The following is a 9,820-nucleotide window of genomic DNA, read 5'->3' on the forward strand; positions in this document are numbered from 1 at the left end:
TCCTTGGTCCAGGGCCTCAACATACCGCAACGTCCCAGGGAAACGTCAGGGTGTTGTGCTGACACGGGACGCACGTGGGGGCGAGCAGGACGCCGTGGCGGCGCGCGCTCTCGCGCGCTCCGGCGAGCACGGCCTTCAGCGCTTCGGCGGACACCGGCGCCGCGCCCTCGAGCGCCGTCCCGCGAGCCGGCCGGAACGGGCTGATCGCGGGGCTGCAGCCGAGCGAGGCGAGCCACTCGACGCCCGCCAGCGTGTTCTCGACGGGCTCGAGCCCAGGGATGATCAGCGATCGGACGCGCCCGTTGCCCCAGCCCAGGCGCTCCACCGCCCGCGCGATCATCGGGCCGAGGTGGGGGCGGGCGAACTTGTGCTTGAGCGGCAACTGGCGCGCAGCGTGCGCCTCGGAGAAGACCTCGACGTTGAGCGCGAAGCCGTGCACGCCGGCGTCCACCATCCGATCGACGAACGCGGGACCGTCGGGACGCGCGCTCATCATGACGTCGACCTCGAAGTCGTGGCCCGCGACGCGCTGGACGTGCTCGACGACGGCGCGGCAGACGGCCTCGAAGCCGTCCTGGTGACGCTGTCCGCGCGCGGGTGAGCCGCCGCTGATGAGCAGGTGCCGAGGCGGCAGCGCGTCGTCACGCAGGGCCACGTCGATGCCCGCGAGGATCTGCTCGGCCTCGCGCGGCTGGTAGCGCAGCGGCGCGAGGTCGCAGAACGCGCAGTCGTAGACGCAGCCGACGAGCGGGGAGACGCGGATGCGGTCGGCGTGCGACATCGTGGTCTCGGCGACGAGCCGGCCGCGGGGGTCGCGCGCGGACAGGTAGCCCGGCAGCGGCAGCACGGTCACGACCTCGACCGTGAGCTCGCCGAGGCGCAGCACGAGCGCGCCGTCCGCGCCGTGGACGAGCTCGAGCGGGCTGGCGGCGCAGAACGGCTCGTCGAACGGCGCGTTGACGTAGACGTCCTCTCCGAGCAGCAGCGTGATCCCGCCCGTCGTGGCGTACTCGTGCACCGTGAGGTGCTGCGTGCCGCCGAGTTGCTCCAGCACGGCCGGAGCGATCCGGACGCCAGACGCGAGCGCGGCGATCTTCACCTCCTCGAGGGCGAGGCGCGACAGCGTGGCAGTGCTCACGCGAGCAGCCTGTCCAGCGCTTCCAGCTCCACGAGCCGCGACTGCGCCAGCGCGAGCTTGTCCCGCTGGGTCTCGGCGTCGAGCGCGTGGAACCGGGCGCGCTCGAGGTCGCGGACGAGCGCGCGCTGCAACTCCGCACGCTCCTGGGCGCACCGCACCGTGAGCTGCATCGCGACGCTGTCGAGCTCGCGCGCGACACGTGCGGCCGGCGCCTCGCCCGCCGCCAGCCGCCGGCGCACCCCGTCGAGCAGCAGGCCGCCCGGCTCGTCCTCGGCCACGATCAGCAACGCGGCCGCCGCGCGCAGCAGGGTGCGCTCGGCAGGGGCGCCGAGCACCTCGCCGATCAGCTCCAGCGCCTCGGCGGTCGCGACGCGTCGGCCGGGCCGGGCGAGCAGCGCGCCGGCGGCCAGGGCGCGCGCGTCGAGGCGCAGCTCGCGTCCGGCCGTGACGACGACGTGGCCGACGGCGGGCAAGCTGGCGCGCAGCTTCCCGTCGGGCGAGCGAGTCATGGGCGCCGAAGCGACGATCCGGGCGTCCGCGAGCACGTGCGCCCACAGCGCGCGCGGCCCCGGCAGCAGCGCGCGCAGCTCAAGCGCGGCGCGTGTCCCGTCGAGGTCGTCGCGCTCGGCGGCCGCGAGCGCGTCGGCGACGGTCGGGAGCAGCGCGAGCTCGACCCCGGTCACCCCGGCCCGGGTCAGGTCGAGCGTGGGGCGGGCGCTCGGTTCGACCAGCCCCGACTCCAGCGCGGCGCGCGTGAGCACGCCGCGCGCCGGCTCGGGGGCGTAGTCGCCCGCCAGCGCGACCGCCGTGCGCTCGCGCGCCAGGCCGGCGCGGCTCCAGCCCTCGAGCCACTCGTCGAGCGCGTCGGCTTCCGGCAGGCCGGCGAACCAGGTGCGCAGCGTGTCGACCGCGTCCTCGATCAGGCCCAGGATGCCGGCGCCGCGGGTCAGCACGCCTTCGGGCAAGGCCCGCAGGCGCTCCAGCGCCGCTCCAGCGCGGAGCTCGGCGAGCCTGACCACGTCATCGGGGTCCCGCGCTTCGCGCTGCAGGCCGCGCGCCTCGACCAGCTCGATCGCCGCGAGCGCGCTGTCGAGCACCCACAGACCTTCCGGATGGGCGGCGTGACGGGCCTCGGCGACCGCGAGAGCGGTGTCCTCGGCTTCGAACGGATCCGGGAAGCTCGACGCGTCCGCGCGCGCCGGGGGCGCGGCCTGCAGGAGCGATACGACGGGGTCGGCCGCGCCGAAGAGCGCGGGATCGACGCCCAGGGCCTCCGCCACCGCGTCCTCGACGCCCGCGGCGAGCGCGTCCTCGTCCTCGTCCGGCCCGACGCCGAGGGCTTCCGCGACGTCGGCCAGGGTCGGGTCCGCCCCGCCCGCGCGCACGTTGCGCATCGCGAGGGCGAACGCGGGTCCGAGCAGCACGGCGAGCGCGTCCACGGCCTGGGGAACGCCGTCCGCGAGGTCGCGCCGGATCGCCGGCCAGCGCGCCGCGGCGGCCCGAGCGTCCGTGCTGAGCGCCTCGCGGCGCCGGATCAGCTCGAGCGCGCCCGCGCCGACACCGGCGTCCGCGAGCCGCGCCGGGCCCACGAAGCCGCGCCGCAGCTCGCGCGCCAGGTCGAGCTCCGGCGCGGCTCCGGGCAGCCGCGCCGCGAGCGCGCCGAGCGCGTCGAGATCGCCCGTCGCGCCCACGCGGCGGCCGAGAATCGTGACCAGCGCGGACTCGCGCGTCCGCTCCAGCACGCTCTGCACGGCCGCCCGGCGCACCGCGCCGTCGCTGACCGTGCGGACCTCGTGTACGCGGCCGTGCAGGCGCAGGCACGCGGCGACGGCGACCCGTTCCAGCCCGCCGGGCTCTCCGGGCACGAGCACGGTGACGCCGTCGCCCGCGAAGACGTGGCCCGCCAGCACGCCGCGGACGGTGGCCGGGGCACTGGAGGCGAGGGTCAGCGAGATCGCGCTCTCCGGCACGCCCCGGCCACCCTCACCGAGCACGAGCACGTCGTGGCCGGGCGCGAGCTCCGAGAGCAGCGGCCCCGCATCTCCCGGCCCGACGACGAGCGCGTGCTCCTCGCCGCCGTGGTCCGGCTCGAACTCGGGCGCGGCGAGCCGCTCGCGCGCGAGCTCGATCAGCCGCGCGGCGACGTCTTCCCCTGGCTCGTCCGGCGTCGCGGCGACGAGCTGCGCCAAGGCCGCGGCGCGTGCCTGGTCACCCGTCCGCTCGGCGGCGCGCAGCGCGTGCCGGGCGACCGCGCCAGGCGGCGGCGCGCTCTCGCCGAGCTCCGGAGCCGGCACGCGCCGGAACCGGCGAGCCAGCTCGATCTGCTCCAGCGGCGCACCGAGCGCGACCGCCAGCCCGTCGCCCGCGTCGAACGCGGTCTCGGCGACGGCGGCGAGCAGCCGCTCGGCGGCGATCAGGCGCTCGGACGCGAGCAGGTCGTCGACCGCCGCGAGCGCCGCGCTGAACGGCGCGTCGGTGCGCAGCCGGGCGGGCTCCGTGTCGCCCGCGGCGATCGCTTCGCCTTCGCGCAGCACGACGCGCGCGACGCCCCGCAGCCGCAGCGCGCTGACCGCCAGCTCGGCCGCGAGCGTCAGCGGCTCGCCGGCCAGGCCCTCGACGAAGACGGGGCGTCGCGCGCCGTCCAGCAGCGTCGCGAGCCCGAGCGTGGCCGCGATCCCGGCCACGTCGGCACCGAGGTCCCGGGCCTCGTCGACCTCGACGACCGTCACCGGCACGCCGACGTCCGGACGACCTCCAGGCGGCGCGATCAAGATCACGCGCGCCCGGCGAGACGCGTCCGCGAGCAGCGGCGCGAGGCTCGTCTCGGACTCGGCGGGAACGATCGCGAGATCCCACATCGGGGTCATCCTACGCGGGGACGCCGACGGGGCGCGCGCTTATGCTGCCGCTGTCATGCCGAGCCGCCGCGGAATCACCGAGCAGGTCTACGGCTGGCTCGTGGCGGCCAACGCGCTGTCGAAGTTCCGCGATCTGCGCGAGTGGGACGACACGCTGGTCGACCACGGGAACCGCAAGGCCGGCAACCACCTCGCCGCGGGGCGCTGGACGCTCGAGGACGTCGTCCGCGACCGGGTGGCGCGCGTGCTGATCCAGGGCGCCAAGTGGCGTGAGGAGATGGACCACCGCCGCGAAGCGCTCGCCTCCGCGGGCGAGTTCTCCGACGACCCGCGCAAGGTGCTGTGGCAGTACGCCGGCGTGTTCGACCCCTCGTACGGCCTGCGGGCGCACGCCGCGATGGCGAGCCGCAACATCGCCATGGACGTGTTCCGCCTGGCGTCCTACCGGAACTGGCGCCGGACGCGCTCCTACGACCCCGCCCGCCACGGCGAGGCGCCCGACGACGACGAGGTACTGGAGCCGATCGATCCGGCCGACGTCGACGCGCTGTGCGAGCGGGTGACGCCGGTCCAGGCGGCGCTCGTCCGCGTGCGCTACGCCCACCCCACCTGGCTGTGGCCCCAGGTCAGAGAGGAGCTCGAGGCCCAGGGGTTCACCTGCAACGACCCGTCGAAGGTCCTCGACCGGCTGGCGGACGATCATCCCGTCGCCGAGCTGCTGCAGGGCACGAAGAAGACGCCGCGCGACGCGGCGCGGATCGCCGACGCGAAGGCCTACGTGGCGGCGGCCAAGGAGCGGCTGGCGACGCTCGCCCGCGAGGCGCCGCTGAGCTGGTTCGCGCTCGTCGCCCTCGCCCGCGGACTCGGCGACGAGGAGGCGAGCCAGACGTTGCTCGACGACCACGAGCTCTCCGTCCGTAAGCAGGACCTCGTCGAGCTGCGCAAGGCGGTGCTTGCCCAGCTGGCCGCCGAGGAGCGCCGGGCCCTGTTGCTGATCGCGCGTGAGGAGGACCTCGATGAGATGGAAGAGCACCTCGAACGGGCACGCGAGGCCGGCGTGATGTGACGTCGGTCAGTCGTGGAGGACGACGCGGTCCTCGCCGAGCCGCTTCGGGAACGACTCGGCCTCGGTGTAGCCCAGGGCGAGCACGCCCACGAGGTCGCCCGCCAGCCCGAGCCGCTCGCGGATCATCTCCTCGGCGATCAGCACGTCGCCCATGAACACGCCGGCGAGCCCCAGGGCACTCGCCGCGAGCCACATGTTCTGGATCGTCGCACCGAGGCCCACCATCTCGAGGCTGTAGCCGATCAGCGCGTTCTCGCGGACGCCGTCGGCGGCGCTGGCGACGACCCGGCGGCCGTCGCTGAAGCGGCCGCGGTTCTCGACGAACAGCCCTAGCGAGACGCCGCGCAGGACCTGGGCGGACTCCGAGACGCTTGACTCGTAGTCGCGCGGCAGGCCGGTCGCCGGGTCGATCGGGACGTAGGTCTCGGCGCCGCGCGCGCTGTCCACCGCGTCGGCGATCTCGCCCAGCGTGGCTCGGCTCGTGACGACGTGGATTCGCCACGGCTGGGCGTTCTTGGAGGAGGGCGCGGCGAGCGCGCACGCGATGATCGTGTCGATCGTGTCCTTGGGCACTGGCCGTGCCTGGAAGCCGTCACGGCGGCTGCGCCGGTTGAGGATCAGGTCGACCACCCGGCGATCGTAGCTCGTTGCGCTCTAGGATCTCGCGACCTTGACCAAGAGAGCGATCGATGCGATTCGCGGCGCGCTGGCAGAGCGCCGGCTGGTGTGGTTCGGGATCCGCGGGGAGGACGGCGAGGCGCTCCTGCAGATCCCGGAGCTCGAGGCCAGCTACTCGATCATCGCGCCGCTGCGCAGCGGCCGGCTGCGGGAGGAGTCAAACGTCGCGCTCGAGCAGATCAGCCGCCGCCGGCCCGACCTGGACCGCTACGACATCGACCTGGACCCGCACCCGTCGGCGAGGGAGTTCAGCGCGCGCCTGATGCGCGAGGTCAGCGGCCGCTGCGTGATGATGACCTACCGGCCCTCGCGGCTGATCTCGGAGCTGGCGTTCTCGATGTCAGACACGATGACGCTCGCCGGGCTGTTCAAGGACCGCCAGCAGGCCTTCGAGTACAAGCCGTGGGTGGAGACCGCGCTGGCCGCGCGCGGCATCCTGGGTCTGGACTGGCGCTACGTCGCCGACCAGCACCTCGGACGCGCACAGCGCATGGTGGCCGGCGGGCGCCCCCACATCCTGCGCGCGAGCCGCACCTCCGGCGGCGTGGGCATCGCGCTGGCCGAGACCGAGGCCGACGTCGAGCGGCTGTGGCGTCAAGACCCCGACAGCTTCGTCGCCGTCGCGCCGTTCCTGGACCCGACCGTGCCGATCAACTTCTCCGGCGTCGTGTTCGACGACGGCAGCGTCCGGCTGCACCCGGCGTCGGTCCAGCTGATCGGGATCCCCTCCTGCACGCAGCGGCGATTCGGGTACTGCGGCAACGACTTCTCGGCGATCAAGACGCTGGGTGACGACGTCCTCGCCCAGGTCGACGCGATGGGTCGCGCGATCGGCGAGTGGCTGCACGAGGAGCGCTACCGCGGCGTGTTCGGCGTCGACGCGCTGGTGGACGGCGGCGCCGTGCGCTTCGTCGAGATCAACGCGCGCTTCCAGGGCTCCTCCGCCCCGTCGGCGGAGATCGCGCACGCGCTCGACGTCCCGGACCTGTTCCTCGACCATCTGAACGCGGCGCTCGGCGGCCAGCCCACGGACTCTGGCCAAACGATCGCCGAGTGGACGGCCAGCCAGCCGGACCTCGCCCACGTCGTGCTGCACAACACGACCGGCGCCGACCTCGTGCGCGACCCCGACGTCCCGCTCTCGCCGCGCTCGCGCGGCGTGCGGCTCGCCCAGCTGCCCGAGGCCGGGGTGCCGCTCGCAGATGGCGCGGCGATCTGCCGCGTGACGCTCGACCGCTCGGTCACCGAGAGCGGCTTCGCGCTCGACGAGCCCGCCGAGCGCCTCGTCGCCGACCTGCGGCGCGCCTTCGTCTCAGCCTGACAGCACGGCGTCGAGGACCGCCATCCGCGCGTAGAGCCCGAGCGCGCTCTGCTCAAAGTACGCGGCCTGCGGAAGCGCGTCGACGGCGGGATCGATCTCGTCCACGCGCGGCAGCGGGCACAGCACCGTGGCGTGCGCGACCTCGGGCGTGATCCGGTAGCGCGCCTGCTGCTCGCGGCTGAGGACCCCCGTGCGCGTCTCGGCGGGGAGCCCGGCGACGTAGATGACGTCGACGTCGTCCACGCGCAGCTCCGTGGTCGCCTCGAGCCGCACCTCGCCCGCGTAGGCCGCGGGCAGCTCGAGGCCCGCCGGGGCGATCGCGCGCACGAACACGTCCTCGAAGGCGGCGAGCGCGAGTACCAGCGAGTGCGCGGAGCGCATCGCGTGCAGGTCGCCGACGACCGCGACGCGCAGTCCGTCCAGCCGGCCGGTCAGCGTCTGGAGCGCGAACAGGTCGACGACCGCCTGCGTCGGGTGCTCGTCATCGCCGTTGCCGCAGTTGATCACCGGCGCGGCGCTGACGGCCGCCGCACGGCGCGACGCGGAGGCTTCCGGGTGGCGCAGGCAGAGCGCGTCGCACCACGGTCCGATGCTGCGCACCGCGTCCTCCAGCCGCTCGGGCGCCCACATCGCGGGCCCCTGGCGCTCCGCGTGGACCGTCGTCGTGCGCGCCCCGAGCCGCGCGGCGGCGACGTCGAACCCCACCCGCGTGCGCAGCGAGTCCGCGTAAAAGGCGAGCGCGACGACCGCGTCCGGGTGCCGCCGGCCCATGCCGGCGCGGTAGCCGGCCGCGGCGGCGAGCAGCGCCTCCAGTCGCTCTCGCCCGAGCTCGCCCGCGCTCAGGAGACCGGGCACGGGCGCGCCGTCAGGTCGTCCTGCGCGCCCGCGTAGAACTCGCTGCCGTCCGGCAGCGTCGCGGTGTTGTGGTGGCACGCTACGCAGCGCGGGCCGGGCAGCACGCCGGTGCCCGCCTGCTCGCAGATCTCGATCGAGCGCGCGAGCACCTCCACGATCTCCTCGAAGCTCGCCGGCGGCGCGTCCGCCAGCGGCGTCAGGTGGTGCGGGCGGAAGGGGCTCAGCACGGGGATGCAGCCGCGCTGGGCGAGGTCGCGCACCCCGCGCAACGTGCTTTCGAGCGGCTCGATCGCCGCGCCGAAAACCACGAGCGACTGCACGAACCCGACGTCGAACGCCTCGACGGCGCGCTCGATGTAGTTGAGCGTGTGCTCCCGGCCGACCTTGGCCTTCGCGGGCGCGAGCACCTTCGTGCGCTCGGGGTCTGAGACCTCGAGGTTGACGGAGAGCATGTTGATCCCCATCCGACGCAGCTTCTCGGCGTGCGCCAGGTCGCGGCGCGGCGGGAGCATGACGTCGACGGGCAGCGGCGAGTGCTCAGCCAGGTAGGCGAAGACGTCGTCGATCCACGCCTCGTCGTCCTGAGCGGGGCGGCCGGGGCGCGCCGGCACCGGAGCGCGGGGCGTCCCGCCGCTGACGAGCACGTGGCGGGCCGGCGCCTGCGGGTCGTCCTGGGCGGCGAGGATGACGTTGAGCAGGTTCTCGGGGTGCTTCTTGCGATAGCCCCACTCGTAGGGCAGGTCGCAGAACTTGCACTTCCACGCGCAGCCGCCGATCGGCGACACCCGGCAGCGGTCGGTGTGCGTCACGCCGTAGTTGGTGTACGGCTGGACCGTGCCGTCGTAGCCGTCCGTCTGCGTGCGCGTGTGAAACGACGGCACCGGGACGACCTCGACCGGGACGACCTCACCGTCGGCGACGATCACGAAGCCCTCGTCGTAGCGCAGTTGCGGCAGCGCTTCGCCGGCGCTCAGCGGCGCGTTGACGTACAGCTCGCCGGGCAGCGCGACCGAAATGCCGCTGGTCGTCGCGTACTCCGCCAGCGTCAGCGGCCCTTCGAACCGCTCGTGCCACGCCGCCGCGGCGTCCTCGCCGAGGCGCACGCCGTCGGCCAGCAGACGGAGCTTGAGCAGTTCAAGCGCGGTGAACGTCATCAGTCTGGCGGACAGCGTACTGTCGCCGGCGCGGGGGTCAGACGGACGCGCACGGGGGCTCCGCCGCGGCGGTGGACCACGGCTTGCCCGGGCCGCAGCGGGCCACCGAGGAACGAGCGCGGGAGCGCGGGCTCGCCACCCGAGACGGCGACGATTGTGCCCAGCTGCGACCGCCGCCGGCGCGACAGGCGCCGGGCGGCGAGCGTCACCGGCACATCCTCGGCGCGCGCGGCGGCGAGCAGCTTGGCGAGCGCATCGTTGGCAAGCCGGTCCCCGGCCTCGATCAGCAGTGTCGCGCCAGGCCGGATCCGGCAGTGGGCGGCGCTCTTGAGCTTGATCACCTGGGCGCGCAGCGGCTCCGGCAGCCACGCGGCGCGCTCTCCCGAGAGGTCGAGCACGACGATCCGTCGGCCGTGGCGCGCGTCCTCGATCGCCGTGCGCACGAGCGCGGCCCGGCGCGCGCCCGGCTCGCCCACCACCGCCGTCGGTTGCCGGCGCTCGGCGTCGGTGAGCGCGAACGGCGCCCCGGCCAGCGTGCGGCCGAGCCCGGCGCCGCCCCGCCTGCGGGTGAGCGCCGCGGCCGGGAGCGGGAGCGAGACCAGCTGCGCGGCGTCGATCGTCTCCACGAGCTCCTCGAGCGCCGGCGGCAGCGCGCCGCCGACCACGCGCGGACGCCGCCACGCGCTCGCGGGCGCGTCGCACAGCGCGGCGGCGTGCGCGAGCGCGGCGGGCGCAAGCCGGTCGGCGCCC

7 protein-coding genes and 1 pseudogene are annotated in these 9,820 nt (G+C 74.9%); 2 read left to right on the top strand and 6 right to left on the bottom strand.

What is annotated here, in order from left to right:
* Positions 1–16 precede the first annotated feature (16 nt).
* Together OJ962_RS21605 and OJ962_RS21610 are read right to left on the bottom strand one after the other, a co-directional pair.
* On the bottom strand, positions 17–1,138 hold the full coding sequence (locus tag OJ962_RS21605) for a radical SAM protein (RefSeq protein WP_202955960.1): 1,122 nt from the start codon (positions 1,136–1,138) through the stop codon (positions 17–19).
* Positions 1,135–3,996 carry a hypothetical protein gene (locus OJ962_RS21610; protein WP_202955959.1) on the bottom strand — a complete coding sequence of 954 codons (2,862 nt, stop codon included), beginning with the start codon at positions 3,994–3,996 and terminating at the stop codon, positions 1,135–1,137. Before OJ962_RS21610 ends, OJ962_RS21605 begins: the two co-directional genes overlap by 4 nt.
* Positions 3,997–4,051: 55 nt before the next feature.
* Between OJ962_RS21610 and OJ962_RS21615 the strand changes: the two genes are divergently transcribed.
* Complete coding sequence (locus OJ962_RS21615; protein WP_202955958.1) at positions 4,052–5,062, top strand: hypothetical protein; 1,011 nt, start codon at positions 4,052–4,054, stop codon at positions 5,060–5,062.
* A 6-nt stretch (positions 5,063–5,068) separates the two neighbouring features.
* Here the strand turns inward: OJ962_RS21615 and OJ962_RS21620 are convergent, their stop codons facing one another.
* Positions 5,069–5,692, bottom strand: a complete 624-nt coding sequence (locus tag OJ962_RS21620; RefSeq protein WP_202955957.1) for a nitroreductase family protein — start codon at positions 5,690–5,692, stop codon at positions 5,069–5,071.
* A 40-nt stretch (positions 5,693–5,732) separates the two neighbouring features.
* On the opposite strand from OJ962_RS21620, the gene OJ962_RS21625 reads away from it, so the two are divergent.
* A complete protein-coding gene (locus OJ962_RS21625) occupies positions 5,733–7,061 on the top strand; it encodes a hypothetical protein (RefSeq protein ID WP_202955956.1) in 1,329 nt (442 codons plus the stop codon).
* On the opposite strand, the gene OJ962_RS21630 is transcribed toward OJ962_RS21625, so the two are convergent.
* The 3 genes and pseudogenes from OJ962_RS21630 to OJ962_RS21640 all read right to left on the bottom strand — a co-directional run.
* Positions 7,053–7,916, bottom strand: coding sequence for an aspartate carbamoyltransferase (locus OJ962_RS21630; RefSeq protein WP_202955955.1), 864 nt, complete (start codon positions 7,914–7,916; stop codon positions 7,053–7,055). The two genes, OJ962_RS21625 and OJ962_RS21630, sit on opposite strands and share 9 nt — an antisense overlap.
* Complete coding sequence (locus OJ962_RS21635; protein WP_202955954.1) at positions 7,901–9,070, bottom strand: radical SAM protein; 1,170 nt, start codon at positions 9,068–9,070, stop codon at positions 7,901–7,903. Before OJ962_RS21635 ends, OJ962_RS21630 begins: the two co-directional genes overlap by 16 nt.
* Positions 9,070–9,820, bottom strand: a pseudogene (locus OJ962_RS21640) (hypothetical protein); the annotation flags it as partial. The gene OJ962_RS21635 and the pseudogene OJ962_RS21640, both read right to left, overlap by 1 nt.

The organism is Solirubrobacter deserti (assembly GCF_027587175.1).
Classification (GTDB): Bacteria; Actinomycetota; Thermoleophilia; order Solirubrobacterales; family Solirubrobacteraceae; genus Solirubrobacter; species Solirubrobacter deserti.